Annotated in this window: 25 protein-coding genes; 11 read left to right on the forward strand and 14 right to left on the reverse strand. The window is 66.7% G+C overall.

The annotated features are described in order from the left end of the window. Positions 1 to 179: 179 nt before the first annotated feature. A complete protein-coding gene (locus QTI17_RS11080; protein ID WP_286533119.1) occupies positions 180 to 575 on the reverse strand; it encodes a hypothetical protein in 396 nt (131 codons plus the stop codon). Between the two features lie 334 nt (positions 576 to 909). Here QTI17_RS11080 and QTI17_RS11085 point away from each other — a divergent pair, with 334 nt between their 5' ends. After that, positions 910 to 1446 (forward strand): helix-turn-helix domain-containing protein, encoded by a 537-nt coding sequence (locus tag QTI17_RS11085; RefSeq protein WP_286529387.1) that lies wholly within the window; start codon positions 910 to 912, stop codon positions 1444 to 1446. Here QTI17_RS11085 and QTI17_RS11090 read toward each other — a convergent pair. Next, positions 1443 to 1817 carry a response regulator transcription factor gene (locus tag QTI17_RS11090; protein ID WP_286533120.1) on the reverse strand — a complete coding sequence of 125 codons (375 nt, stop codon included), beginning with the start codon at positions 1815 to 1817 and terminating at the stop codon, positions 1443 to 1445. The two genes, QTI17_RS11085 and QTI17_RS11090, sit on opposite strands and share 4 nt — an antisense overlap. 220 nt (positions 1818 to 2037) lie before the next feature. Here QTI17_RS11090 and QTI17_RS11095 point away from each other — a divergent pair, with 220 nt between their 5' ends. Both QTI17_RS11095 and QTI17_RS11100 read left to right on the forward strand, forming a co-directional pair. Further along, positions 2038 to 4029 (forward strand): sensor histidine kinase, encoded by a 1992-nt coding sequence (locus QTI17_RS11095; RefSeq protein WP_286533121.1) that lies wholly within the window; start codon positions 2038 to 2040, stop codon positions 4027 to 4029. Beyond that, on the forward strand, positions 4026 to 4658 hold the full coding sequence (locus QTI17_RS11100; RefSeq protein ID WP_286533122.1) for a response regulator transcription factor: 633 nt from the start codon (positions 4026 to 4028) through the stop codon (positions 4656 to 4658). The genes QTI17_RS11095 and QTI17_RS11100 overlap by 4 nt, the downstream gene beginning before the upstream one ends. A gap of 70 nt (positions 4659 to 4728) precedes the next feature. Here the strand turns inward: QTI17_RS11100 and QTI17_RS11105 are convergent, their stop codons facing one another. The 4 genes from QTI17_RS11105 to QTI17_RS11120 all read right to left on the reverse strand — a co-directional run bounded on the left by QTI17_RS11105 (position 4729) and on the right by QTI17_RS11120 (position 8929). Then, a complete protein-coding gene (locus QTI17_RS11105) occupies positions 4729 to 5688 on the reverse strand; it encodes a SphA family protein (RefSeq protein ID WP_286533123.1) in 960 nt (319 codons plus the stop codon). A gap of 69 nt (positions 5689 to 5757) precedes the next feature. Next, a complete protein-coding gene (locus QTI17_RS11110; protein WP_286533124.1) occupies positions 5758 to 6942 on the reverse strand; it encodes a formylglycine-generating enzyme family protein in 1185 nt (394 codons plus the stop codon). Positions 6943 to 6984: 42 nt separating this feature from the next. Next, entirely contained in the window at positions 6985 to 8535 is a 1551-nt protein-coding gene (locus tag QTI17_RS11115; RefSeq protein WP_286533125.1) for an arylsulfatase, read from the reverse strand. Between the two features lie 25 nt (positions 8536 to 8560). After that, on the reverse strand, positions 8561 to 8929 hold the full coding sequence (locus QTI17_RS11120) for a response regulator transcription factor (protein WP_286533127.1): 369 nt from the start codon (positions 8927 to 8929) through the stop codon (positions 8561 to 8563). A gap of 282 nt (positions 8930 to 9211) precedes the next feature. Between QTI17_RS11120 and QTI17_RS11125 the strand changes: the two genes are divergently transcribed. The 3 genes from QTI17_RS11125 (at position 9212) to QTI17_RS11135 (ending at position 11224) form a co-directional block, all read left to right on the forward strand. Beyond that, positions 9212 to 9643 (forward strand): bacteriohemerythrin, encoded by a 432-nt coding sequence (locus QTI17_RS11125; RefSeq protein WP_286533129.1) that lies wholly within the window; start codon positions 9212 to 9214, stop codon positions 9641 to 9643. Between the two features lie 191 nt (positions 9644 to 9834). Beyond that, positions 9835 to 10251 (forward strand): carboxypeptidase regulatory-like domain-containing protein, encoded by a 417-nt coding sequence (locus QTI17_RS11130; protein WP_286533130.1) that lies wholly within the window; start codon positions 9835 to 9837, stop codon positions 10249 to 10251. Positions 10252 to 10570: 319 nt separating this feature from the next. Next, positions 10571 to 11224, forward strand: coding sequence for an N-acyl homoserine lactonase family protein (locus QTI17_RS11135; protein WP_286533131.1), 654 nt, complete (start codon positions 10571 to 10573; stop codon positions 11222 to 11224). Positions 11225 to 11313: 89 nt separating this feature from the next. On the opposite strand, the gene QTI17_RS11140 is transcribed toward QTI17_RS11135, so the two are convergent. Further along, entirely contained in the window at positions 11314 to 11709 is a 396-nt protein-coding gene (locus QTI17_RS11140) for a tautomerase family protein (protein ID WP_286533133.1), read from the reverse strand. Between the two features lie 337 nt (positions 11710 to 12046). Here QTI17_RS11140 and QTI17_RS11145 point away from each other — a divergent pair, with 337 nt between their 5' ends. Together QTI17_RS11145 and QTI17_RS11150 are read left to right on the forward strand one after the other, a co-directional pair. Further along, a complete protein-coding gene (locus QTI17_RS11145; RefSeq protein WP_286533134.1) occupies positions 12047 to 13528 on the forward strand; it encodes an arylsulfatase in 1482 nt (493 codons plus the stop codon). Next, positions 13488 to 14792 carry a class I SAM-dependent methyltransferase gene (locus QTI17_RS11150; RefSeq protein WP_286533136.1) on the forward strand — a complete coding sequence of 435 codons (1305 nt, stop codon included), beginning with the start codon at positions 13488 to 13490 and terminating at the stop codon, positions 14790 to 14792. The genes QTI17_RS11145 and QTI17_RS11150 overlap by 41 nt, the downstream gene beginning before the upstream one ends. Here the strand turns inward: QTI17_RS11150 and QTI17_RS11155 are convergent. From QTI17_RS11155 to QTI17_RS11165, 3 genes are all read right to left on the reverse strand, one after another. Beyond that, positions 14773 to 15996, reverse strand: coding sequence for an NAD(P)H-dependent flavin oxidoreductase (locus QTI17_RS11155; protein ID WP_286533137.1), 1224 nt, complete (start codon positions 15994 to 15996; stop codon positions 14773 to 14775). The genes QTI17_RS11150 and QTI17_RS11155 overlap by 20 nt on opposite strands. A gap of 6 nt (positions 15997 to 16002) precedes the next feature. Next, positions 16003 to 16446: a universal stress protein gene (locus QTI17_RS11160; protein WP_286533138.1), complete on the reverse strand. Its 444-nt coding sequence runs from the start codon at positions 16444 to 16446 to the stop codon at positions 16003 to 16005. 65 nt (positions 16447 to 16511) lie between these two features. Then, positions 16512 to 17132: a hemerythrin domain-containing protein gene (locus QTI17_RS11165; RefSeq protein WP_286533139.1), complete on the reverse strand. Its 621-nt coding sequence runs from the start codon at positions 17130 to 17132 to the stop codon at positions 16512 to 16514. A gap of 163 nt (positions 17133 to 17295) precedes the next feature. On the opposite strand from QTI17_RS11165, the gene QTI17_RS11170 reads away from it, so the two are divergent. Next, a complete protein-coding gene (locus QTI17_RS11170; protein ID WP_286533140.1) occupies positions 17296 to 17778 on the forward strand; it encodes a universal stress protein in 483 nt (160 codons plus the stop codon). Positions 17779 to 17835: 57 nt separating this feature from the next. Beyond that, a complete protein-coding gene (locus tag QTI17_RS11175; protein ID WP_286533141.1) occupies positions 17836 to 20514 on the forward strand; it encodes a bifunctional acetate--CoA ligase family protein/GNAT family N-acetyltransferase in 2679 nt (892 codons plus the stop codon). 18 nt (positions 20515 to 20532) lie between these two features. On the opposite strand, the gene QTI17_RS11180 is transcribed toward QTI17_RS11175, so the two are convergent. Further along, positions 20533 to 21243, reverse strand: coding sequence for a sulfite exporter TauE/SafE family protein (locus tag QTI17_RS11180; protein ID WP_286533142.1), 711 nt, complete (start codon positions 21241 to 21243; stop codon positions 20533 to 20535). 19 nt (positions 21244 to 21262) lie between these two features. Continuing rightward, positions 21263 to 22678 (reverse strand): oxygen-independent coproporphyrinogen III oxidase, encoded by a 1416-nt coding sequence (gene hemN, locus QTI17_RS11185; protein WP_286533810.1) that lies wholly within the window; start codon positions 22676 to 22678, stop codon positions 21263 to 21265. 124 nt (positions 22679 to 22802) lie between these two features. Between hemN and fnr the strand changes: the two genes are divergently transcribed. Further along, positions 22803 to 23519, forward strand: a complete 717-nt coding sequence (fnr, locus tag QTI17_RS11190) for a fumarate/nitrate reduction transcriptional regulator Fnr (RefSeq protein WP_286533143.1) — start codon at positions 22803 to 22805, stop codon at positions 23517 to 23519. Here fnr and QTI17_RS11195 read toward each other — a convergent pair. Both QTI17_RS11195 and QTI17_RS11200 read right to left on the reverse strand, forming a co-directional pair. Beyond that, positions 23500 to 23745, reverse strand: coding sequence for a hypothetical protein (locus QTI17_RS11195; RefSeq protein WP_286533144.1), 246 nt, complete (start codon positions 23743 to 23745; stop codon positions 23500 to 23502). The two genes, fnr and QTI17_RS11195, sit on opposite strands and share 20 nt — an antisense overlap. A 2-nt stretch (positions 23746 to 23747) precedes the next feature. Continuing rightward, on the reverse strand, positions 23748 to 24032 hold the full coding sequence (locus QTI17_RS11200) for a FixH family protein (RefSeq protein WP_286529318.1): 285 nt from the start codon (positions 24030 to 24032) through the stop codon (positions 23748 to 23750). Between the last annotated feature and the right edge of the window lie 17 nt (positions 24033 to 24049).

Raw genomic sequence — 24049 nt, forward strand, 5'->3', positions numbered from 1 at the left:
GGCCGTCTCCTGGCGCCGTAGCGCTGTCCAAGTGGTAGTCATCTCCATGCTCCTTAAAAGAGAACTGGAGCCGCTGTTTTACGCTTTCCTCCAGCCCTCCATAGCATCTGCTCAGCAGAAGTCCGAGGCAACGAGTCCGTCGGCCAACGCCTCTCGACACCCCACGCACGCGCCGCAGTTCACCTGAGCTTCCCACGCTCAAACTCATACAACAACGCCAACATGATCCGCCGCTGTTCCGCCGTCAGCGCATGAAACCGCTCAGCAAACGCCTTCCCACTGATCTCCCCATCCAACGTCTTGAGACTCTTTCGTTCGACCTGCGGATCTGGCCCATGCTGGAGCCAATGCGGCGACACATCGAGGAGCTTCGCGATCAATGCGATGCGATCCGCTCGCGGGACTGACTTCCCCGATGCCCAGTTGTGCGTGGTCTGTACGCTGAGCCCTGACGGGAAAGCCGGGGTCAGCGCCTCCGCGAGCGCCGTCGCGCCAAATTCCTTGAAGCCGCGCCTGGCCATTGCGACACGCAAGCGCTCGGAAAAGGATTCTGCTTCTTTGACTCGGGATCGCACCGAATGATTGTCACGAGCAGTTGATTTTTATCATTCCCACGTGAATAGTAACTTTCTCATGTATATGGTAAGGTGAGTTTGAATCCGTTGACGCTCAAGCAAACATCCGTGTGTTGGCGGACCGTCGAAGAGACTTGCCGATAGTGCTAATGGGAGGACATCAAATGCCTTGCAACCACAAGGCTCGGACAAGAACGCCCGAGCCATGAAAACCCCACAAGTCCCCTCCCCCTTCCCGACCGCGCGCCCCCGCAGGCTGTCGCCGTCGCTCTACCTGACGACGCCCAAGGCCAAGCCCACGCGCAGCGCACCTGCCGCCCTTGTCGGAACCCAGGTGAACCGCCTGCGCCGGGCTGCCGGCGTTTCGGCCCTGGAGCTCACAATGCGCTCCGGCGTCTCCCGCTCCATGCTCTCGCGCATCGAGAACGGCCAGGTATCGCCCTCCGTCGAGATGTTGGACCGGCTGGCAAACGGACTGGGCATTCCGCTTTCTCGCCTCTTCGCGGACCACCGCTGGCACGCCGACTTCAGCCATGTGCCCTCAGGCAAGGGCCTTCGGGTCGAACGCCTGGGCACCGTCGCGGACTACCGCTACGAGTTGCTCGGCCATGTGCTCTCGGGCAACCTGTTCGTCGAGCCCTACCTGGTCATGCTCGAAGCCGACGCCCAACCCCATGTGACCTTTCAGCATCCGGGCTTGAAGTTTCTCTATCTTCTGTCGGGCGACGTCACCTATCGCTATGGGCCGAGGCGCGTGAAGATGCGCGTCGGTGATTCGCTGCTCTTCGACGCCACCGCCATGCACGGTATCGAAGACCTCGGCACGCAGCCGGTGTCGTACCTCTCCGTCGTCTTCACCTTGCGCGGCTAGGAGGCGATCCGGCGAAGTGCCTCGTAGATGGCATCCAGCAGCTTGTTCGCCGGATAGGGCTTCTGCAAGAAGTCTACGGCGCCATCTCTGATGGCTTGGCCCGCCGTCGGAATGTCGACGCTACCGCTCATGAACACGATCGGCATATGGATGCCCATCTCGTGCAGCCGTTCCTGCAAAGCGCGACCATTCATTTGGCGCATGTACAGATCGAGCACCAGGCAACCACGCCAGGTAGAGTCGAAGGCGGTCAGGAATTCGACCGCAGAACTGAAGACCACGGCCACGAGCCCGGCCGCGCTGACGAGTTCATGAACAGAGTCGCGACAAGCAGCGTCGTCGTCGATGACAAACACGATGGGCTGATTCACTTCTTCCCCCTCAAAGGCCATGCTTCGACGACGCAGGCCTGGGCGCGCCGGTACCAGCCTCCCGGAGCATCATCCGCGCTGTGTGAGGCGCGACAATCCGGCCCTGGTGCAGGTGGCGACCTGTACCACGGTACAGGTCGCCACCCTCGTTCTGGCACTGCAGCGCGCGGCTTGGACGCCAAGGCGTTCCATTAATGGCCGCGCGCACTAACATCGTCGGATGCGTGAGATGGCTGGCTCCGGGGTGCGGCTGTTGGCGTTGGCAGCAGAATTGACGTGGGCGGGTCTCACGTCGCCGATGCTGCGCGCGCAGGCCATTCCTGAGCCCGTGCCTGTGGCGGAGAGCCCGTCCCAACCGCCTTGGAACGTCGTCACGCTGATCGGCGCCAATTTTCTGACCCCCTCAAACGTGACGATAGACGGCGCCATGCGAAAGGCATTGATGGCGCCCGGACGTCATCCCGTGAATCTGTTCAGCGAGGCGCTCGACGCCCAGCGCTTTCCGCTGTCAAGCATCGAGCAAGAGTTCGCAGCCCTGCTGGCCAAGAAATACGCGACCACCCACGTCGATGCGGTTGTCACCCTGGGATCTGCCGCTCTCGACTTCGCCGAGAAGCATCGCGACGAACTCTGGCCCGACGCTCGCATCCTTTTTCAGGTCGTGCCGCTCGAGAGCCTGGCCAACAGATCGCTCTCCCCGACGACAACGGGCATCCCGGTTCAATGGGATATCGCTGGCACGGTTGAGCTTGCCCTGTCGTTGCGCCCTGACACACGTCGTTTGGTCGTCATCCATGGATCCGGCGATTTCGACCGCTCTTCGGTGCACGTCACGAGAAGGCAACTGGAGGCATTTCAGAAGCGCCTGCATATCGAATACTGGACAGACGCTTCCATGGACCAGTTCTCGCGCCGAATCGAACAACTCAGCCCCGACGATGCGGTGCTCTACCTGTCCATCGCGCGGGATGCCGCTGGCCGCACATTCTTGCCGCGGGAAGCACTTGCGCAGCTCGCTTCGGTCTCGCGAGCGCCGATCTACGCGCCCTTCGACAGTTACATCGGCCATGGCATCGTCGCCGGCAGCCTCTACAGCTACGAGGCCCTGGGAACCCGTATGGCCGATCTGGTCCAGGAGGCACTGGCGGCGCCGACGACGCCGATTCCGTGGGCCACGATCACCAAGGCTTCGTGCGTGGCCGATGCACGTCAGCTGGAGCATTTCGGCATGAGCCAGGCCCGTCTGCCTTCCTACTGCGATGTTCGATTTGCGCCACCGAGCCTCTGGCGAGACTATCGTTGGTATGTTGTTGGCGCTGTCCTTGCAATCCTCGCGCAATCGGCGCTCATATTCGGGCTGGTGTTTCAGAGGCGTGCGCGCCGCACGGCTGAAGAGGAAGCGCGAAACCGCCGTTCGGAACTCATGCAAGCCTCTCGCCTGGCACTGGCCGGTGAGCTGACCGCCTCGATCGCGCACGAGATCAATCAACCTCTGGGCGCAATCCTCGCGAATGCCGGTGCCGCCGAAGCGCTGCTGCGCCGCGGCAAAGCGAGCAGCGATGAGCTGAGCTCGATCATCGCCGACATCAAGAAGGCGGATCTTCGTGCGAGCGAAGTCATACGGCGCGTGCGCGCGCTCGTGACAAGCCGGCAGAGCGATCTCAAGGCGGAGGCCATGGACAGCATCGTCGGCGACGTGCTCGCATTCCTCAGGGGTGAGGCCGAGCGCCGCGGAATCACGATCGAAGCGGCTCTCGATGCAGGACTTCCTCAGATGGAGGTGGACCGCGTTCAAGTGCAGCAGGCGATTGCCAATCTGTGTGTCAACGCCATGGATGCAATGGCTCAGACGCCGCAGGGAAGTCGACGTCTGGGGATACGCCTGGCAGCTTGCGGCGATGGGGGCATCGAGATCGTGGTGACCGACACGGGGCCGGGCGTTCCGCAGGATCAATTGCCCCGGCTGTTCGAATCGTTCTTCACGACGAAGGTTGAAGGCATGGGACTCGGACTGTCGATCTCACGGTCGATCGTCGAAGCGCATGACGGCACCTTGTCGGCCAGGAATCTCGATGCGGGTGGGGCGGAGTTCCGCATTCTGTTTCCCGCTTCGCGCAGGGTGACGAAGCCGCTGAAAGCGGCGGATGAGAGCCTGGCGGCATCTCCGTCAAGACCCCCGTCGGTCAAGACGCAAGGCACCGTGCGGCTATGAGCGGTGCTGTCGTGCATGTTGTGGACGATGACGAGCAGATGCGCGTCGCCCTCGCTCGCCTGCTTCGCGCGGAAGGCTACGAAGTGCGCTCCTACGAATCGGCAGGACATTTCTTGTTGACGCCGCCAGACGGCCGCCCTGGATGTGTGCTGCTGGATCTGCATCTGCCAGGGCCCAGCGGTCTCGACTTGCAGCAGGCCTTGCAGCAGCACGCGATCGCGCTACCGATCGTGTTCCTCACCGGACGCGGCGACATTGCCTCGAGCGTGCGAGCCATGAAGGCGGGGGCGGTGGACTTTCTGACCAAGCCGGTCGATCCGCACACGCTCTTGGTGGCCGTCGACACGGCGCTCGCCCGTGATCGCTCGCGGCGCGCATCACTCGAGCACGTGCAGGACTTCGCATCCCGTCTCGCGCGCCTGAGCGGTCGCGAGCGGTCGGTGTTCGACCAGGTGGTCATAGGCAAGCTCAACAAGCAGATCGGTGACACGCTCGGCATCAGCGAGCGCACCGTCAAGATGCATCGAGCACAGGTGATGGCAAAAATGGAGGTCGCTTCGATCGCCGAACTCGTGCACGCGGCCGAAATCTTGCGCAGTGTCGGCGCACCCCGTTCCAACGACGCGTGACCGGCATTGTCTGGTCGGACCTTCCCAGAGAGTTGCAGGTGATAGCGCCCGGCTCCCGAGGCCAGCCGCTTCAAAGCGGAATGCTGAGCGTCGCGAAGACGGCATAGCCCTCGATGCGATTTCTGGCCCAGAACTCCTTGTAGGCGCGGAGATTGAAATAGGCGGCTTGCTGGTTGAGCTTGAATGCGTAGCCCAGTTCAGGGCCGATCGCCGCGATTCGGGACTTGAAGGCGCCGACCCGGTCGCCGCTGCCGCTGTCGCCGGTCAGCTGGTAATAGACATAACCGGCAACGCCGACTTGCCAATTTGCCGACAGAAACTGCGACGCCGCCCAGTCCAGGTGCGAATCGATTCCGTTCTTGTAGTTCGTGTGCGTATTTTCCCAGTTGTAGGTGATGCCCAGCACGGCCGAAAACTCACGACCCGTGCTGTTGTTGAGGTAGGTGTACCCGGCGCCTCCATCGATTGCTGCATGGCCGATACCGATGTTCGACAGCCGTTTCGAGTCATACGCGCCCACTGGAATGTCGCCGGTGACGTAGGTCATCCAGTTGTCGTTGCCATGGGCCCAAGCCAGGCTCGCAAAGGGATAGAGATCGCTGCCGCCAGTCACGGAGTCGTTGTTGAAACGTGCGTGCGAGGGCTGGGTGAGCGACACGTCGGTCGACGTGCGGTTGTTGCCGGGGCCCCAGCCAAGCGCCACGTAGGGCCGGCCGCCGAGCACCTTGTCCTCGAACGCGTAGCCGGGCTGAAGAAATACCAGGGGCGCGATCGACTTCAAGCCCGCAGAGACCGTCTCGCCGGTCTGGAAGGTCCGGCTCTTGTCGGCACTGCCGTTGTAGTAGTAGGGCGAGACGACCAGCGACCACCCGGGAGTGGCCGGAACCGCTGCAAGACTCGCGAACTGACCGGAAAGCCAGAACGGAACGCCGCTCTGGTCCGCACGAGCAACGAGTGACAAGGACGCCAGGGACAGAGCGACCAGCAATGTCCCGACATCTCGGGTCTGACCGGCGGTGGATTTGTTCATCATCGAGCGCGGTCCTCCAAGAAGTCGTGGATCGGTCTGGGTACGACGGCCACTCAGCCGGCGAAGCGTTCAGGGGCCTGCTGCATCGCTGACCAGGCGAAAGCCGATGTGCGACATCGGATTCGCCGGATCCGCGCCGCGCCGCGCGCTCGGGCGATAGCTGAGGCAATAGCTTTCATTGCAGAGAAACGAACCGCCGCGCATCACGCGCTTGGGCGCCTGTGGCGGCGCGCCGCTGTCCTCGGGATCCCAACTCGACGCCGGTCCGCGCGGGCTGTCCACCACCTCGGTCGAACGCTGAAGGCGAAACGCGTCCGAGCGATACCAGTCCGCCGTCCACTGCCATGCGTTCCCCGTCATGTCGTACAAGCCGTAGCCGTTGGCAGGGAAACTTTGCACCGGGCTCGTCCCGACAAGGCCCGCGGCCTTGACGCTCATGATCGATCGCGCCCGTGGGACGACGGGAAAAGTACCACCGCGCCCTTGCCAGACGTTGACCAACGGACGCCCCTCGGGCTCGAAGTCGTCGCCCCAGGCGTAAGTGGCCTGCTCGAGGCCGCCGCGCGCGGCGAACTCCCACTCGGCCTCCGTCGGGAGCCGTTTGCCGGCCCACTTGGCATACGCCAGAGCATCTTCGTAGCTCACCTGAACCACCGGATGATCGCCCTTGCCGTCGATCGTGCTGCCGGGACCTTGCGGATGGCGCCAACTTGCATCTGGGACGTACTGCCACCATTGGCTCCAGTCGCGCAGATCCACCGGCTTGTCGGTCCCGACGAAGACCATCGCGCCCGGCACCATGGCCGATGGCGGCGGTCGCGGTGTCCCGGGGGGAAGTTGTGCTGCAAGGTCTTCCCAGCGTGGCGTCTGCTCGGCCGTCGTCACGTAGCCGGTAGCCGCGACGAAGGCGGCGAACTGCGCATTCGTCACGTGTGTCTCGTCCATCCAGAAGCCGCGCACGCGGACGTGGTGAGCGGGGCGCTCGTTCGGCTGCGACAGGCGACTGTCGCTGCCCATCAGGAATTCGCCACCGGGAACCCATGCCATGCCGCGCAATCCACGCACGTCATCGCCGCGAACGACCTTGGGGTGCGGCACCTGGAGCGCGGACTTTTGTTGAGTTCGCGGCCAAAGGCTCGACGCAGCACCGTAGCCGGCGAGGGTAGTCACCACCGCGATGCCGAGCGCGGAAGCCACGAACATGCGCCGGCGGGTATTGGATCGACTCGGGTCGGGATTGCGGTGCTTCGGCATGCGACTTGGCTCCTGGCTCGGCCCCAAGGCGAAGTGGTGAGGTCACCCGCCGTGCTGTGTAAATTGGGTGATGTTGGGCGCGGGCGGATTCGGGTACTTCTTCACCGATTCCAGATAGCGCTGCACCTCCTGCAGCGCGGGTCCGGCGGTCCATCCGAACAGCCCACCGATGTTGAGATCCTCGTGCGGGTCCATCTCGATGTTGTAGACCTTGGGATAACCGGCCAAGGGGGCGCTTGCCGACGCCGTGGCTCCCACGCGCTGCGAACCGGTGCCCGTCGGATACATGTCCGTGAAATACACGCGCCATTGCTTCCAGCGCGCGGCCAGCAGATCCCCGCCGGCGAAGCTCAGCAGACCTTCGCGTTTGCCGGTCTCGCTTTTCCCCAGCAGCACCTCGATCTGGTCGACCCCGTCGATCGGGCGATCGCTCGGCACCTTGGCGCCTGCAACGCCGGCGAAAGTCGGGAAGAAGTCCATGATCGAGAACATCGCGCTGGAAGTGCTGCCCGGCTTGATCTTGCCCGGCCAGCGGATGAAGCAGAAGGTGCGGATCGACCCCTCGGTCACTTCGCCGAGCTCGCCTCGGAACGGTCCCGGGCTCCCGACATCGGGCGTTCCTTGATCGCCAAATGCGCTCGCGAGGTGTGCCCATGGTCCATTGTCCGAGGCGAACACGAGCAGCGTGTTGTCGTCGACGCCGAGCTGTTTCAGCGCATCAAGAATCTGGCCGACGTGGAAGTCGCCTTCCATGATCTTGTCACCGTACTGGCCGATGCGCGACTTGCCCTTGAACTCGCTGGATGGAAGGTTCGGCGCATGGCCCATCGAGAAGGGCAGATAAAGGAAGAACGGCTTGCCCGCTGCTGTCTGCCGCTTCATGAAGTCGATCGATTTCGCGACAAGCTCGTTGTCGATCTCCGCCCTGACTTCTCGCGTGAACGGCTTGACGTTGCGCAGCGAACCGCCTGCCACGCCCTCGACGATCTGAGGCCCGCGGGCCAGCAAAGCCTCGTGCGGCAAGGGGATCGAATGGGTCAGCTCGATGGTGTCGACGTAGGTGGCCGAATCCCAGGATGTGTCAGGCGGAATGCCATAGAACTCGTCAAAGCCGTGCGCCGTCGGCAGGCTCTGCGGCTCCTTGCCGAGGTGCCATTTACCGAAGATTGCGGTCGCATAGCCCGCGCTCTTGAAGAGGTCACCCATCGTGACGGCCCGCGCCGAGAGGGTGTTCTGACTGCCGGGAACGATGATCAGGGACAGGCCGTTCCGGATCGAATACTGGCCCGTCATCAGCGCGGCACGCGAGGGCGTGCAGGCCGGCTCGACCAGATATTGCGTCAGGCGCAGGCCCTCTCGGGCAAGCTGGTCGATGCGCGGAGTCGGAGCTCCGCGCAACTCGCCGCCGCCATAGGGGCCCAAGTCGCCGTAGCCGACGTTGTCGGCCAGGATGAAGACGACGTTGGGTTTCCTGTCCGCTGCCACAGCAGCGTCCATCCATACGAATGTTGTGCTGATCGCCGTCAGGCCGGCCACCAGAATGGTGAACGCGCGGTTCACCCGCTTTGCGACAATTCCGTCATGCAGACTCATTGCAAGCTCCCACGTTGTAACTTCATCATTGTTCGATGGCTCGAGTGACCTTTTCGATCAGCGCCTCTCCGAGAAAAGGCTTCACGATGCAATGCATGCCGAGCCCCCACAGGCGCCGCACGTGCACGTCCTCGTGCGCTGTGGTGAAGATCGTCGGAACCGCGCAGTTGTCAGACAGCAGCCGCTTGTGGAGCTCTATGCCCGACATGCCCGGAAGTCGGATATCAAGCACCAGACACTGAGCACGCGACACCGCGCCACTGTCGAGGAAGGCTTCCGCGCTGGCGAACAGCTCGGTCAGGAATCCTTCCGTCTCCAAGACTCGACGGATCGCGTGTCGCATGTCTTCGTCGTCCTCGATGATCGCCACGATGGGCGAGGGCTTGCGCAACATGACGCCTTACCCTTTGGTGGTCCCGCTTGACTGAGATCGATCGCCACATTGCACGACGTCAATGATCCGCGTCACGCGCAATGCAGCAATAGGAACGTGGTACAGGTACCGACCTGTACCTGAGTACAGGTCGCCTCACAGCGGTCACGCCGGCCAGGATCCGTGGCGACCTCGCCTGCCAGGCCTTCGCTCGCGGCCTGCCGCAATGCTTGTCGCAGGTCAATGAGCCCCGCGCGTGGGAGGGCTAGCCTTGTGTCTTTCCTTTCAATGCGGAGAAGACACATGGCATCGCTTTCGCTCGATTTGCCCTTCATGGACCGGGCGCACGAGCAGTTCACGGCCCTGCTGAAGCGCGTCGACGAAGCCGGCGACGCCGAGCTGTCGGCCGCCTGGCAGCGGGTCGTCGACCTGGCTGCCCAGACCTTCGCGCGCGAGGACGAGTGGATGCAGGCCACCCGCTTTTCCTGCCGCAAGGACCACACGCTGCAGCACCGGGTGGTGCTGGAGGTCATGCGCGAAGGCATCGTGCAGGCCCGGGAGGGCCAGCTGCTGCAGGTGCGGCAGATGGCCTGGCAGTTCCGCGACTGGTATCTCAAGCACGTGCAGTCGATGGATGCGGCGCTGGCGCTGCATCTGCGGGGGGCGCGGTTCGAGCCGGCGAATTGGGGGGATGAGGGTGGGCGTGGAGAGGCGCGGGTGCGGGTGTCCAGTTGAGGACGGGTGGCTCGCAGCGGATGTCGCAGATGGGCCCACTGGATTCACACGATTTTCTCCAAAGCCGTCACAAAGCAGCGCTCGTCGGGTCGGTGAGCTGAATAACTTTCCGTGGCCGATTTGTCTCCGTCCGCTTGACATCCCCCTTTGGCAAACTGAAGATGGCCGCCCCTCAACGAGCGGAGCACACCATGCATCGCTTTCCATCGATTCTTGGTTGCAGCGCCATCGTCCTGGCCGTTACTGCACCTTGGACGGCACAGGCCCAATCCGCCATCCCGCCAATGCAGGCACAAGGCGACGTGAAGTATGTCTGTGGCGGAATCGGCTCGAGGCAGTCAACCGCATTTCGCGGCGCGATGAGAGATCACACACTTTCGCTGATGTTTGTGAACACGCGCGGCGAGTTCCTGGCCGCGGTCGCGGTCACGGTCAAGAACGATGCAGGCACGGGCGTGCTTTCAATTCCCTCCTCGGGCGGACCAATTTGCCTTATCGACCTGGCGCCTGGTCGATACACGGTTACAGCGGAGCCCCAGGGGAAAGCGGCACAGACCCGCATGGTCGGGGTCGGAAGAGGTAGTAGCTCGCTTGAGTTCAGGTTTTAGATCCGCCCCAGTGGCGTTGCAAGAGAGGTCCTTTCTCGCGCTCGAACGCGGGCGCAGTCGCGCTGCATGGGGCTTGATCAGGAAGAACGGAATCACGGCGCAGTGACCGTCGTGAAAGGAACACCATGATGTCTGGCAAGCGTCTCGGCCTGATGCTGGCCGTCCTCGCGGCGGTTCTTTCACTGTTGCAGGCATGTTCGCAGCCCATCGTTTCGCAAGCGCCGGAGTCCGGCGTGCAGCGTCTCTACATCCTGAACTGTGGCGAAGGCGTCGCGGGGACATCTCCCGGTGGTCACCGGGCGTCAACGTGGGCAAGTCGATGCCATTCGCCGGAAGCTGCTATCTCATCAAGCACGCGCAGGGCTGGATGCTTTGGGACACGGGCCTCGCCGACTCGGTCGCGGCCATGCCCGAGGGCTTGCGACCCTCGGACCCGCGCGCGATCACCTGGCGCCTGCCGAAGACGCTCGCAGCGCAGATCGATGAACTCGGATTGAAGCCGTCGAACATCAAATACGTCGCGGTGTCTCATAGCCACCCCGATCACATCGGCAATGTCGACATGTTCCGGAACTCGATGCTGATGGTGCAAAAAGCCGAATACGACTCCCCGGGCGGAAGCTCCCTTCGGTCCCGACCCAATGCGACAGTGACCACGATCGAAGGCGACCGCGACGTGTTCGGCGACGGCAGCGTCATCATCATCTCGACACCCGGGCACACCGGGGGGCACCAATCGCTGCTCGTCAAGCTGCCCCGCACCGGCGCCGTCCTGCTGTCCGGTGATGCTGTCCACTTCAAGGAGAACTGGGACAACAGACGCGTCCCATCGATCAATTTCAACGCGGAGCAGACCGCCGCCTCTATGCAGCGGCTCGCGAACATCATGGCCAGTGACAAGGCCCAGCTCTGGATCAACCACGACAAGGCGCAGCGCGACGGACAGAAGCTGTCGCCCGCGTTCTACGAGTAGGCGGAGCGGACGGGGTCACTGCTGGCATATTCCAAAAACGTTCCAGTCTTTGGCTGGTCGACCGTTCCCGGTCGCTCCTCTTCGCCGTCTCACGCCTCGCCGGGTTTCCAATCCGGGCTGTAACCGCCAAGCGCCGGGTGGTACATCTCGTCCCCGTCGTGCTGAGTGAACTCGACGTTGAGCCGGTTCTCCTGCAGGCCGAGAATGTCGATGCAGTGCTGGCAGAGGGCCTTTGCTACTTGCATTCGCAGCTCGGCGGGCCGCCCTCGGCGGATGTCCAGCATGAGCATCGAGACGGGAGTCGGCTCGTCTCCCACTTCTGGAATGCGCCACACCCCGCCCTCGCCCAGCTCACGGATGGCGACGCTGATTCGCCGAATGTCCACGGACATCATGCGCGCGTAGGTCTCACTCATCGCCGCAGCCAACCGCTTCTTGTCGCCTGTGGAATAGCTGCAGGTCACGTCCAACTGAAGGTACGGCATATGAACTCCATCGAAGCACGATTCTCGGCGGCGTTGAATAGGATCCTGTCGCGAAGCGCGCCGCCGCGATCATCGGTTCCGCGATCTTCCTGGTCATCTCGGCCGCATCAGGATGTTCGGCTTCGTTGCGGTGGCAATCGGTGCTCCTTCGAGGGTTGGCTGGCGCGCAATCTCCGACATCATCCGCCGCGATGGCCCGCGGCGGAATTGCACCTTGGTGCAGCGCAGCGCCTGGCTGCGCGTGTTGGCGCGGGGCCCCATGAAGAATATGCTACGCCCGCGGGGTCCCGCGTCGCGTTCGCTGAATCCTGTGGTCCATCAACCGAAAGGAGCCTGAATGACAACCAAGCAACCCAACATCCTGATCCTCTGGGGCGACGACATCGGCATTTCGAACATCAGCCACAACAGCCGGGGCCTGATGGGCTATCGGACCCCCAACATCGATCGCATTGCAGAGGAAGGGGTGACATTCACCGACTACTACTCGCAGCAGAGTTGTACGGCAGGCCGTGCCTGCTTCATATGCGGCCAGAACCCGATCCGCACCGGCCTGACCAAGGTCGGGATGCCGGGCGCCACCGTCGGCCTGCAGAAAGAGGACCCGACCATCGCCGAATTGCTGAAGCCGCTCGGCTATGCCACGGGCCAGTTCGGCAAGAACCATCTCGGCGACCGCGACGAGTTCCTGCCGACCATGCATGGTTTCGACGAATTCTTCGGCAATCTCTATCACCTGAACGCCGAGGAAGAACCCGAGCTCCCCGACTACCCGAAGGATCCCGAGTTCAAGAAGCAGTTCGGTCCACGCGGCGTGCTGCACTGCATCGCCGACGGCAAGGGCGGGCAGACGATCAAGGACACCGGCCCGCTGACCAAGAAGCGCATGGAAACCATCGACGAGGAGATCACCGACAGTGCGATCGCCTGGATGGAAAAACAGGCGAAGGCGGATCAGCCCTTCTTCCTTTGGTACAACTCGACAGCGATGCACTTCCGCACGCATGTCGCCGAGAAGAACCTCGGCAAGAGCGGACAGGACCCCTACAGCGATCGCATGGTCGTCCACGACGAGCAGATCGGGCAGATGCTCGCCAAGCTCGACGAACTGGGCATTGCCGACAACACGATCGTCATGTACTCCACCGACAACGGCCCGGAGAACGACACCTGGCCCGACGGCGCCACCACCCCGTTTCGGGGCCAGAAGGACTCCAACTGGGAGGGCGGCTGGCGCGTGCCGTGCTTCATGCGCTGGCCGGGCAAGATCAAGGCCGGCTCGGTGCTGAACGGCATCGTCTCGCACATCGACATGTTCCCGACCTTGCTCGCGGCCGCCGGCAATCCGGATGTGAAGCAGCAATTGCTCGACGGCTGCACGGTCGACGGCAAGAAGTTCAACGTCCATCTCGACGGCTACAACCAGATCCCCTACCTGACCGGCGCGGTGAAAGAGAGCCCGCGAAATGCCATCGTGTACTTCAGCGATGACGGCGAGGTGATCGCGGTGCGGGTTGGCGACTACAAGTTCCACCTGGCCGTGCAACGCGCGAATACGATGCGGCAGTGGGCCGAGCCGTTCGTGAAGCTTCGGCTGCCGTACATCATGAACCTGCGCCGCGACCCTTACGAGCGGGCCGAATTCAATTCGAACACCTACCTGGACTGGATGGTCGACCACGTGCCGCAGATGTACCTCATGCAGGCGGTCATTGCGGAGCAGGTCGCCGACTTCGCCAAATTCCCGCCTCGGCAGAAGCCGGCCTCGTTCAACCTGGATGCGGTGTTGGCGCAGGTGGCGGGACACGGCCATTCCTGAGCTCCGCGAGGCGCACGGGGTGGACGTCGAACGGGTGGCGCGGGAGGTGAGCGCGTTCTACGAACGCCATCCCTACCCGCCTCCGGTCGACGACCTGGAGCCCTACCGAAAACTGTGGACCGATGACCGGCGGCGCGCCGATGCCCATCTCTACTGGCCGCAGGCCGCTTATCGGGACGATCGGACCCTGCTGGTGGTCGGATGCGGCACTTCGCAGGCGGCGAGGCACGCGCTGCGCTGGCCGCGGGCGAAAGTCGTCGGGATCGATGTCAGCTTGACGAGCATCGAGAGCACCGAACGCCTCAAGCACAAGTACGGCCTGGACAATCTCGAGTTGCTCCAGCTTCCGGTGGAGCGCGCAGCCGAACTCCGGCGCAGCTTCGACCACATCGTCTGCACCGGCGTGCTGCACCACCTGCCTGACCCCGACGCGGGCCTGAGGGCCCTGCACGGCGTGCTGGCGCCCGACGGCGCCATGCAGCTCATGGTCTACGCGCCCTATGGCCGTGCCGGTGTGTACCTGTTGCAGGACTACTGCCGACGGCTCGGGATCGGGGCGACGGCACAAGAGATCAAGGCGCTCGCGCAGAGCCTTCAGGCCATCCCGCCGGATCATCCGCTGATGCCGGTGCTGCGCAATTCGCCGGACTTCGGCAACGAAGCGGCGCTGGCCGATGCGCTTCTTCATCCCTGCGACCGGGCCTATTCGGTCCCGCAGCTGATGCACTTCATCGAGGCTGGCGGCTTCCGGTTCGGGCGCTGGATCGAGCAGGCCGCCTACCTGCCGCAATGCGGCGTGCTGGCGTCGACGCCCCATCACGCCCTGCTCGCCCGACTCCCGCCGCCGGAGCAGTATGCCGCCGTGGAACTCTTCCGGGGATCGATGATTCGCCACAGTGCCGTGGTCTACCGAAACGATCGACCCGATCATGAGCCGATCAGCTTCCAGGGCGAAGCGTGGCTCGACTACGTGCCGGTCCGTGTCCCGGACTCGATCATGGTGGAGGAGCGATTGCCGCCCGGCGCCGCAGCGGTGCTGATCAACCGGCATCACACCTACACCGATTTGTATCTGCCGATCAACCTGCATCAGAAGCAGCTGGTCGATGCGATCGATGGCAAGAGGTCCATCGGCGAGATGGTGTCAGGAAGCGCGCTTCGCAACGTCGCGCGCGTCCTGTTCGAGGGGCTCTGGTGGTACGACCAGGTGGTGTTCGACGCATCGCGCGCCCGAAATCAAGCTTTCAGTTTCCCGCGGGCATGAGTCCGCCCAGCAGCCAGCGCATCAGGTCCTGCACCGGCCGGATCTGGTTGCCGAAGGGCAGCCGCCCCGCGCCGCGGAAGAACAGCCCCTGCCCGGTGCGGCCCGCCAGCGCGTGGCCCAGCATCTTGTCGATGCAGAACTTGCCCCAGCCCGGCGTGCCGTCGCGCAGCCCGCAGTGCGCCAGGCAATCGAAGCGCATGGTGCAGGCTGTTTCACGGTGGACCTTGGCCATCAGCCGCGGCTCCAGCCGCAGATACTTGTCGAGCCAGGGCGTGCGCACCGCGCGCGCCGGCAGGCCCGCGACACTGGTGAACTCGACCAGGTCCTCGGGCGCGGCATCGGCCAGCACGCGCTTGAAGGCCGGGTCGGCATCGCATTCGGTGGTCACCGCGAAGGCGGTGCCGAGCTGCACCGCCGAGGCGCCGAGCGACTGCAGCCGGCGGATGTCATCCAGGTTCTCGACGCCGCCGGCCGCGATCAGCGGAATGCGGCCCTCGATGCCCGCGGTCCTGAAGAAGGCCTGCACCTGCGGCAGCACGACGTCGAACTCGAAGCGCGGGTCGTTCAGGTCGCCGACCCTGGCAGCGCCGAGGTGGCCGCCCGCCAGCCGCGGATGCTCGATCACGATGGCATCGGGCAGGCGGCCCTTCTTCTCCCACTTGCGCACCACCAGCTGAACGCCGCGCGCATCCGACAGGATCGGGATCAGCGCCACGCCGGGGTGCTCACGCGCCAGGTCGGGCAGGTCGAGCGGCAGCCCGGCACCGACCACCAGCGCATCGGCGCCGCAGGCCATCGCATGCCGCACCTGCGCCTCGTAGGCGGTGAGCGCCTTCATGACATTGACCGCGACCAGGCCGCGGCCGCCGGCGAGCTGCCGGGCCTTCTTGATCTCGCGGCCCAGCGCCTCGAGGTTGGCGGCGTCGATGCGCGCACCGGCATCGGGCTCGGCCTCGATGTTGGCGGTCCGGGCCCACAGGTCCGGGTGCAGGCGGCGCAGGTCGACCGACGACACGGTGCCGATGCCGCCCAGGCCGGCCACGGTGCCGGCCAGCCGCCCGGCCGACACCCCGACGCCCATGCCGCCCTGCACCACCGGCAGCAGCTCGCGGCCCGCCAGCGTCCAGCGCCGCAGGCCGGAGGCGCTGGCCAGCGCCCCGAGTCGCCCGGCGGCGACCTGTACTTGATCGGAAACCTCGCTCATCCGGCGCTATCGGAGCACCAGCACCGGCAGGGTGGAATGGGTCAGCACGTGCTGGGTCTCGCTGCCGATCAGCATCCGGCCGAGGCCCTTGCGGCCGTGCGAGGCCATCACGATCAGGTCGCAGGCCTGGTTGCCGGCTGCGGCAATGATCGATTCGGCGACCTGGGTCGAATGGGCCACCAGCGGATGGCAGGAGACGCCGCGCCCGCGGGCCCGCTCGCCGATGGCAGCCACCAGGGCCTGTGCGTTCTCCTGGCGCTGCTTGTCGATGGTCGCGCTTTCCACCGACTCACGCACCGTCGAGCCATCCATGTAGCTCTTGGGCGGCCGGCGCGCCACCGTGAAGACGACCAGTTCGGCGCCGTGATGCCGCGCCAGTTCGATGGCACTCTCGACCGCCTTTTCGGACAGCGGGGAACCATCGGTGGCGACCAGGATTTTCTTGAACATGATGGAGGTCTCCGGTTGAAGGCCTCCAGTCTCGGCCAGCCGCGGCCCGCCCGGATTGACAGGGATCAAGCTTGCATCGCGTGCCGCTGCGGCGTGCCGGGAGTCAGCGCGGGGCCGAGGCCGATCGGTGCCGGCACGGCATTGACGATGCGGGTGTAGAGCGCGCGGTAGGTGTCGTCGGGTTCGTGGCCGGTGAAGGGATCGCGATGGGCGCCGAAGGCGGCGTCGAGATCGCGCCAGTCGTCTTCGGTGAGCACGCGCTCGGCCAGCGGCAGGATTTCCTTCTCCTCCTGCGCCATGTGGGCCAGGTAGAAGTCGGTGTAGCGCGCGATCGCTCGCTCGAAAGGCTCGCGGTGCGCCTCGCCGAGCATCTCGTAGACCAGCAGGGCATGTTCGACTTCACGGATGTTGCGCTCGCCGAGCGCATGGTCCCGGTCCAGGTGGTCGAGCAGTTCGCGCGACAGCGGCGTGCGGGCGCGCAGCTTGGGAAACAGCAGCTCGGTCTCGTGGCGGTGATGGCGCTGCTCGGGAAACTGGTCGACATAGAACAGCATCGCCCGCAAGGCCGAGAAGTCGGGCGTGCTCTGCTGTCTTCGATGGACATCGAGCAGCAGGAGGATCGAGCGCAGCATCGCCGAAAGGGCCGCGTGCTCGTCGCGGATGATGCGGGTGGTGGCGTGTGTCATTTTCGAGTCTCCGGAGTGGAGTCCCCAGCTTTCCACGGCCGGCGCCACGCGGCCTTGCCCCAGATCAACAAGACGCCGTGTCGCCCCGTGTTGCCAACGGTCAACACGGCGGCCTGCGCTGGCCGGATACTGGCGGCATCTCAAGCTTCGGCAGGAGCGCGCCATGTACCAACGGATCCTCGTCCCCCTCGACGGCAGCGCGACATCGAAGCAGGGCCTCGACGAAGCGATACGGCTCGCTGCCAAGACCCACGGGCGGCTGCGGCTGGTGCACGTGGTCAACTCGCAGTCGATGGCCATGGCGATGGGCCTTGCCGCCGGCCCGGTCGGCGACTGTTTCGAGGTGCTCGCGCGCAACGGCCGGCAGATCCTGGACGACGGCCAGGCCGCGGCCGCCGCGGCGGGCGTCGAGGCCGAGACGCTGCTGCATGACGGCGCGTCGAACCCGGTCCCTGAACTGATCGCCGCCGACGCCGGCCGATGGCCCGCCGACCTGATCGTGATCGGCACCCATGGCCGCCGCGGCGTCGAGCGCTTCGTGGGGGGCAGCTGCGCCGAGTACCTGCTGCGCTGCACGCCGGTGCCGGTGCTGCTGGTGCGGGCGCCGGCCGACGGCGACGCGCACGCGCACCGTCACGCCCATTGACAGGGGCCCCGAGGGTGCGCGCATGATGCGGGCCCCCGGTTCATCCGCAGAGGCGCCATGAGCATCCGCCACTTCGACCGACTGCTTTTGCCGCGATCCGTCGCCGTGCTCGGTGCCTCGCACCGGCCCGGCGCGATCGGCACCCGCGTCTGGCAGCACCTGCGCGCGGGCGGTTTTGCCGGCCCGGTCTACCCGGTCAACCTCAAGCATGCGCGGCTCGACGGCCTGCCCGTCTTCGCGCGGGTGGCCGACCTGCCCGCGGCGCCGGACCTGGCCCTGATCTGCACGCCGGCGCGCACGGTGGCGCGGCTGGTGGCCGAACTCGGGGCGGCCGGTTGCCGGGCCGCGGTGATCGTCGGCACCGGGTTGAGCGCCGCCGAGCAGCATGCCGCGCTCGACGCCGCCCGGCCGCACCTGCTGCGCCTGCTGGGCCCGGACTCGCTCGGCGTCCTGAGCCCGCACATCGGCCTCCGTGCCGGCCTGGCCCACGTCGCCGCACGGCCGGGCGAGCTGGCGTTCATCTCACAGTCAGGCGCGGTGGCCAGCGCGATGCTGGACTGGGCCGCCAGCCGGGGCATCGGCCTGTCGCACCTGGTGGCGCTGGGCGAGCACTGCGACGTCGATGCCGGCGACCTGCTCGACCGGTTCGCGAGCGACGGCCGCACCCGCGCCATCCTGCTCTATGTCGAATCGATCGCCTCGCCGCGCAAGTTCATGTCGGCCGCGCGCGCCGCGGCGCGCAACAAGCCGGTGATCGTCGTCAAGGCCGGCCGCGCGGGCCAGGGCCTGCGTGCCGCCGCCTCGCACTCCGGCGCCCTGGCCGGCTCCGACATCGTCCATGACGCGGCCATCCGCCGCGCCGGCATGCTGCGGGTGGACACGCTGCAGGAGCTGTTCATGGCGGCGGCGACGCTGGCGCGGTTCCGCCTCAACCGCAGCGAGGCTCTGACCATCCTCGGCAACGGCGGCGGCGCCGGCGTGATGGCGGCCGACGCCGCCGCCCGCGCCGGGATCCGGCTGGCCGAGCCCGGTGCCGCGCTGCTCGAGCAGCTCGGCCGTGCCTTGCCGCCGGAGGCTTCCTGCGCCAACCCGATCGACATCCTCGGCGACGCGCCGGCGGCGCGCTATGCCGCGGCGCTGTCGGCGCTGCTGGCGGACCCCGCGAGCGGCGCCGTGCTGTTCATCCACGCCCCGACGGTGGCCGAGCGCAGCGACGAGATCGCCCGCGCCTGCGCGCCGCTGGTCCGCGCCAACGACCCGCGCGTGATGGGCTGCTGGCTCGGCGATGCCGACATGGCGCCGGCACGCCAGCTGTTCGAGGCGGCCGGCATTCCCGACTACCCGACGCCCGAAGACGCCGTGCGCGCCTTCGGCATGCTGCAGACCTACCGCAGCAACCAGGCGCTGTTGATGGAGGCGCCCAGCGCCAGCGAGAACCCGGCGCCCGATGTGCCGGCGGCGCAGCGGCTGCTGGAAGCAGCCGCCGCCGACGGCCGCGAATGGCTGGCCGAACACGAGGCCAAGGCGGTGCTGCAGGCCTACGGCGTGCCGGTGGTGCGCACGCGGATGGTCCCGGCGTCGGCCGCAGGCCTGCTGGACGCGGCCCGCGAGCTCGGCTATCCGGTAGTGCTCAAGATCGTGTCGCGCGATGTCGCCCACAAGACCGATGTCGGCGGCGTCAGGCTGGACCTGCGCGACCCGGCCGCGCTTGAACAGGCCGTGGGCGAGATGCGGCAGGCGCTGGCCACCCTGCAGCCCGGCGCGCGCATCGACGGCTTCACCGTGCAGCCGATGGCGCACCGCCCGCACGCGCAGGAGGTGATCGTCGGGGCCAGCATCGACGCGGTCTTCGGCCCGGTCATCCTCTGCGGCGGCGGCGGCATCGCGGTCGAGGTGACGGCCGATGTCGCGGTCGCGCTGCCGCCGCTCAACCGCAGCCTGGCGCGCGAGCTGGTCTCGCGCACCCGCGTGTCGCGGCTGCTGGCCGGCTACCGCGACCACCCGCCGGCCGATCTCGATGCCCTGCACGACGTGCTGATCGCGGTGTCGCAGATGCTGGCCGACCTGCCGCAGCTGGCCGAGCTCGACATCAATCCGCTGTGGGTCGACGAGCACGGCGCGCTGGCGCTCGACGCCCGGCTGCGGGTCGCGGCCGGCCGGGTGGCCGGCGCCGCCAACTTCGCGATCCGGCCCTATCCCACGCAGTGGGTCCGCCAGGCCGAGTGGAACGGCCGTCCGATCACGATCCGGCCGATCCGCCCGGAGGACGAAGGCCAGCACCGGCGCTTCCTGCGAAGGCTCACCCCCGAGGACGTGCGCATGCGGCTCTTCCAGGCGCGCAGCGAACTGCCGCGCAGCGAACTGGCCCGGCTGGCCCAGATCGACTACGACCGCGAAATGGCCTTCATCGCCGAGGCCACGGCGGCGGACGGCCAGCCCGAGACGCTCGGCGTCGCCCGCACCGTCTGCGACCCCGACAACGTCGAAGCAGAGTTCGCGCTGCTTGTGCGCTCCGACCTCAAGGGCGGCGGCCTCGGCCGGATGCTGTTCGAGCAGCTGATCGCGCACGCCCGCAGCCGCGGCACCCGGCGCCTGGTCGGCATGATTCTGCGCGAGAACACCCGCATGCTGAAGCTGTCGCGGGCGCTGGGCTTCGAGCGCGTGCCCAGCCTGGAGGATTCCGCCGACGTGTTGCACGTGGCCCTGAACCTGGAACCGCCGCCGCCCGCCGCCTGAGCGGCACGGGCCCCTCGCTCAGCGGCACCAGGCCTCGACCTGGTGCGCGAGGTCGAGCCAGAGCGCCTGCAGCGCCACCGCCGCGAGCATCGCGCCCGCCAGCCGCGTGCCCCACTGCTGCGACAGGATGCCGGCGCCCGACCGCAGGCGCTGCCACAGCCAGGGCGCCAGCAGCAGCGACAGCGCGCTGCCGGCCGCGAACAGCGCCATGACGGCCGCGCCTTCGAGCACGCCGTTGCCCAGGGCCGCCAGCATTAGCGCCGAGTACAGCAGGCCGCAGGGCAGCGCGACCCAGAGCGCGCCGGCCGCCAGCACGCCGAAGGGGCTGCGGGTCATGGGCTGCAGCCGCGCCGACGCCCAGCGCCCGAAGCGGTGCGCCCAGGCGGGCTGCCGGCCCGAGGCGGCCAGCAGCAGGCCCCACGCCAGCACGAACACATGCAGCAGCAGCCAGGCCGGGCGCAGCGCGCCGACCTGCTGGCCCGCCAGCGCCAGGCCCTGGGCAGCGGCGGCCGCCACCGCCCCGGCGGCCGCATAGCCGGCCACCCGGCCCACGTGGAACAAGGCGCCCGCCGGCAGCGAGCGGCCCGGGGACTGCAGCGCGGCGACGCCGCCCGCCGGTGCCCGCACGATGCGGATCACGCCGGCGCAGGCCGCGCCGCACATCGCGACGCAGTGCGGCCCGCCGGCCAGCCCCATCACGAATGCGGTGGCGAGCAGGGCGGACTGCATGGGGGAGCGTGCGGGCTCATCACACGATGCGCGAGAAGCGCGTGCGGTTGCGGTCAGCCTGCAGGTAGCGGTCGAACACCATGGCGATGGCGCGGACGAAGAACCAGCCCAGCGGCGTGACCTCGAGGTGGCGATCGCCGACCACCACCAGGCCCTGCGCCTCGAGCGGCGCCAGCGCTTCGAGCTCGGCCGCGAAGCAGCGCTCGAAATCGACCAGGTGGGCCGAGCCGATGGTCTCGAAATCGACCCGGCCCTGGCACATGATCGCCATGATCACGGTGCGCCGCAGCACGTCGTCGCGGGTCAGCGCCAGGCCGCGCACCACCGGCAGCCGGCCCTGGTCGAGCAGGTCGTAGTACTCCTCGAGCGTCTTGGCGTTCTGGCTGTAGGTGGCGCCGACCCGGCCGATCGCCGACACGCCCAGCGCCACCAGGTCGCAGTCCGGCTGGGTGCTGTAGCCCTGGAAGTTGCGGTGCAGCCGGCCCTGCCGCTTGGCCACCGCCAGCGCGTCGCCGGGCAGCGCGAAATGGTCCATGCCGATGTAGACGTAGCCGGCCTCGGTGAACGCGGCGATAGAGCGCGACAGCATCTCGACCTTGGCCGCCGCATCGGGCAACGCCTCGGTCGCGATGCGGCGCTGGGCCTTGAAGCGCTCGGGCAGGTGGGCATAGGCATAGAGCGCGATGCGGTCGGGCCGCAGCGCGCAGACCTGGGCCAGCGTGCGGTCGAAGGAGGCCGCGCTCTGGCGCGGCAGCCCGTAGATCAGGTCGACGTTGACCGAATCGAAGCCCAGCCCGCGGGCCGTCGCCATCAGGTCGAACACCTGCCCGGCCGGCTGGATCCGGTGCACCGCCTTCTGCACGTCGGGGTCGAAATCCTGGACGCCGAAGCTCAGCCGGTTGAAGCCCAGCGCGGCCAGGGTCACCAGGCGTTCGCGGTCGACGGTGCGCGGGTCGATCTCGATCGAATGCTCGCCGTCCGGCGACAAGGTGAAGGCCTCGCGCAGCATGCCCATCAGCGTCCGCAGGCCGGCATCGTCGAGAAAGGTCGGCGTGCCGCCGCCGAGATGCAGCTGGCGGACCACGGCGCCGCGGCCGAGCCGCTCGACCTGCAGAGCGATCTCGCGCGCCAGGTAGTCCAGGTACTCGCGCCCCTTGCTCTTGTGGCGGGTCACGATCTTGTTGCAGGCGCAGTAGTAGCAGAGCGATTCGCAGAACGGGATATGCACGTAGAGCGACAGCGCCCGCGCGCTGGCGCCGGTGCTGCCGCGCTGTTCGAGCGTCTGGGCATAGTCCTCGGCCGTGAAGGCGTCGACGAAGCGGTCCGCGGTCGGGTAGGAGGTGTAGCGCGGCCCGGCGCAGTCGAACCGCTGCAGCACGGACGGCGCGGGCACCACGATGGGCGGCGTGAGGGCTGGAGCGGAGACGGGAGGCATCGCGGACGCAGGCATGGGCTTCGGTGTGTCACTATGCCGCCGTCGCGATCCGCAAACCTTGACCTGCATCAAGCATCCGGCCCACCCCCCCACGGACAATCCCCGCATGACCCCGACTGCATCAATGAAGCCCGAAAATATCAAGGTCGCCTGTTCCAACTGCAACCTGCGCGAGCTGTGCATGCCGGTCGGACTGGCGCCCGGGGAGCTGCAGCGCCTCGACGACCTGGTCGCCACGCGGCGCAAGATCAAGCGGCGCGAGACGCTGTTTCGCAATGGCGAGCCCTTCACCTCGCTCTATGCGATCCGCACCGGGGTCTTCAAGACCCGGGTCACCAGCGAGGACGGGCGCGACCAGGTCACGGGCTTCCAGATGGCCGGCGAGATCATCGGCCTCGACGGCATCGTCAACGACCAGCACACCTGCGACGCCGTCGCCCTCGAAGACTCCGAGGTCTGCGTGATGCCCTTCGAGCGCATCGAGGAACTGTCGCGCGAGGTGACGGCGCTGCAGCGCCACGTGCACCAGATCATGAGCCGCGAGATCGTCCGCGAGCATGGCGTGATGCTGCTGCTCGGCAGCATGCGGGCCGAGGAGCGGCTGGCGGCCTTCCTGCTGAACCTGGTGCAGCGGCTGCATGCGCGCGGCTTCTCGCGCTCCGAGCTGGTGCTGCGCATGACGCGCGAGGAAATCGGCAGCTACCTCGGCCTCAAGCTCGAGACCGTGAGCCGGACGATGTCGAAGTTCGCGGCCGACGGCATGGTCGAGGTCGAGCAGCGCAACGTGCGCATCCTCGATCCCGAGGCGCTGCGCCGCATCGTCAATCCGCCGGGCTGTTGAGCTCGGCCGCCGGCCGGGCCAGCAGCAGCGTCAAGGCGCCCGCCGCCGTGGCCAGCAGCCAGAAGGCAAAGAACCCGGCCGTGTAGACCGCCTGGCGAGAGGCGCCCAACGCCTCGCCGCGCCAGTTGAGGTCGCCCGGATCGACCAGTGCGAACACCAGCACCTCGAGCGCGCAGGCCAGCAGGAATGCCGGCCAGAGTATCCACATCCAGCGTTGCGCCTGCATGTTCAGCGCCTCGGCGACGGCACGTCGGCGCTCGGGGTGGCCGCGTGGTTGCGCCCGGCCACCGCCGGCATGAGCTTCTTGTCGGCCAGCGTGCGGTTGATCTCCACGCCCTTGCGGTAGTAGTCCTCGTCGACCACCGGGTCGGGCGTGCGCAGGGCCAGCCACAAGGTGGCGAAACTCGCGATCACCACCAGGCCCGGCCCGCCGATCACCATCCACACCAGCCCGAAGCGCCACCAGGGTGGACAGGGACGCGTCGCTTCGTCATGGCTGCTCTTGTCGGTCATCTTCTGCCTCCTTGGGG

It is taken from the genome of Variovorax sp. J31P179 (assembly GCF_030316985.1).
GTDB classification, from domain to species: domain Bacteria; phylum Pseudomonadota; class Gammaproteobacteria; order Burkholderiales; family Burkholderiaceae_C; genus Variovorax; species Variovorax ginsengisoli_B.

Bases quoted from the DNA above. Each gene is read 5' to 3' on its own strand.
- QTI17_RS11150 (WP_286533136.1), top strand. From the start codon at position 13,488: ATGCGGTGTTGGCGCAGGTGGCGGGACACGGCCATTCCTGAGCTCCGC.
- QTI17_RS11160 (WP_286533138.1), bottom strand. From the start codon at position 16,446: ATGTTCAAGAAAATCCTGGTCGCCACCGATGGTTCCCCGCTGTCCGAA.
- QTI17_RS11110 (WP_286533124.1), bottom strand. From the start codon at position 6,942: ATGCCGAAGCACCGCAATCCCGACCCGAGTCGATCCAATACCCGCCGG.
- QTI17_RS11095 (WP_286533121.1), top strand. From the start codon at position 2,038: ATGCGTGAGATGGCTGGCTCCGGGGTGCGGCTGTTGGCGTTGGCAGCA.
- hemN (WP_286533810.1), bottom strand. From the start codon at position 22,678: ATGCCTCCCGTCTCCGCTCCAGCCCTCACGCCGCCCATCGTGGTGCCC.
- QTI17_RS11145 (WP_286533134.1), top strand. From the start codon at position 12,047: ATGACAACCAAGCAACCCAACATCCTGATCCTCTGGGGCGACGACATC.
- QTI17_RS11135 (WP_286533131.1), top strand. From the start codon at position 10,571: ATGCCATTCGCCGGAAGCTGCTATCTCATCAAGCACGCGCAGGGCTGG.
- QTI17_RS11195 (WP_286533144.1), bottom strand. From the start codon at position 23,745: ATGCAGGCGCAACGCTGGATGTGGATACTCTGGCCGGCATTCCTGCTG.
- fnr (WP_286533143.1), top strand. From the start codon at position 22,803: ATGAAGCCCGAAAATATCAAGGTCGCCTGTTCCAACTGCAACCTGCGC.
- QTI17_RS11105 (WP_286533123.1), bottom strand. From the start codon at position 5,688: ATGAACAAATCCACCGCCGGTCAGACCCGAGATGTCGGGACATTGCTG.
- QTI17_RS11165 (WP_286533139.1), bottom strand. From the start codon at position 17,132: ATGACACACGCCACCACCCGCATCATCCGCGACGAGCACGCGGCCCTT.
- QTI17_RS11200 (WP_286529318.1), bottom strand. From the start codon at position 24,032: ATGACCGACAAGAGCAGCCATGACGAAGCGACGCGTCCCTGTCCACCC.
- QTI17_RS11170 (WP_286533140.1), top strand. From the start codon at position 17,296: ATGTACCAACGGATCCTCGTCCCCCTCGACGGCAGCGCGACATCGAAG.
- QTI17_RS11175 (WP_286533141.1), top strand. From the start codon at position 17,836: ATGAGCATCCGCCACTTCGACCGACTGCTTTTGCCGCGATCCGTCGCC.
- QTI17_RS11115 (WP_286533125.1), bottom strand. From the start codon at position 8,535: ATGAGTCTGCATGACGGAATTGTCGCAAAGCGGGTGAACCGCGCGTTC.
- QTI17_RS11100 (WP_286533122.1), top strand. From the start codon at position 4,026: ATGAGCGGTGCTGTCGTGCATGTTGTGGACGATGACGAGCAGATGCGC.
- QTI17_RS11180 (WP_286533142.1), bottom strand. From the start codon at position 21,243: ATGCAGTCCGCCCTGCTCGCCACCGCATTCGTGATGGGGCTGGCCGGC.
- QTI17_RS11125 (WP_286533129.1), top strand. From the start codon at position 9,212: ATGGCATCGCTTTCGCTCGATTTGCCCTTCATGGACCGGGCGCACGAG.
- QTI17_RS11155 (WP_286533137.1), bottom strand. From the start codon at position 15,996: ATGAGCGAGGTTTCCGATCAAGTACAGGTCGCCGCCGGGCGACTCGGG.
- QTI17_RS11120 (WP_286533127.1), bottom strand. From the start codon at position 8,929: ATGTTGCGCAAGCCCTCGCCCATCGTGGCGATCATCGAGGACGACGAA.
- QTI17_RS11140 (WP_286533133.1), bottom strand. From the start codon at position 11,709: ATGCCGTACCTTCAGTTGGACGTGACCTGCAGCTATTCCACAGGCGAC.
- QTI17_RS11130 (WP_286533130.1), top strand. From the start codon at position 9,835: ATGCATCGCTTTCCATCGATTCTTGGTTGCAGCGCCATCGTCCTGGCC.